1 protein-coding gene is annotated in these 597 nt (G+C 66.2%); it reads right to left on the bottom strand.

Annotation, left to right across the window (positions count from 1 at the left end; translation table 11 throughout):
• Nucleotides 1-488: acyl-CoA dehydrogenase family protein (locus KUM32_RS42945; protein WP_217146968.1), on the bottom strand; the 488-nt coding region annotated here is incomplete at its 3' end.
• Nucleotides 489-597: the final 109 nt, after the last annotated feature.

The following is a 597-nucleotide window of genomic DNA, read 5'->3' as shown; positions in this document are numbered from 1 at the left end:
GCCCAGGTCTTGGTGCCGTTGAGCACACACTCGTCCTTGGCCTCGTCGTAGACCGCGCGGGTCCGCATGGAGGCCACGTCCGAGCCGGCGTCGGGCTCGGACGAGCAGAAGGCGGCGACCTTCACGTCGTTCGCGTCGCCGTACATCTGCGGCACCCAGGTGCCGACCTGCTCCTCGGTGCCGTTGGCCAGCACGCCCACGGCGGCGAGCCCGGTGCCCACGATGGACAGCGCGATGCCCGCGTCGCCCCAGAAAAGCTCCTCCATGGTCATCGGGATGCCGAGCCCGGTGGGGTCGAAGAACTGCTGGGCATAGAAGTCCAGCGAGTACAGGCCGATCTTGGCCGCCTCCTGGATGATCGGCCAGGGGGTCTCCTCCCGCTCGTCCCACTCCGCGGCGGCCGGGCGCATCACGTCCTGCGCGAATCCGTGAATCCAGTCCCGTACGGACTTCTGCTCCTCGTTGAGTTCGAAAGAGAACTCCGGCATGATCCCCTCCAGCCGCTCATTACCTTCGGTAACAGGAGTCTGTTACTCGCCAGTAGAGGCTGTCAACTCCCTGGTCGCCGGAAGGACCGCAGGCCATGGGGTGTTACGT

This window comes from Streptomyces sp. AC627_RSS907 (assembly GCF_019049165.1).
This window is presented reverse-complemented; position numbering and strand designations above follow the sequence as displayed.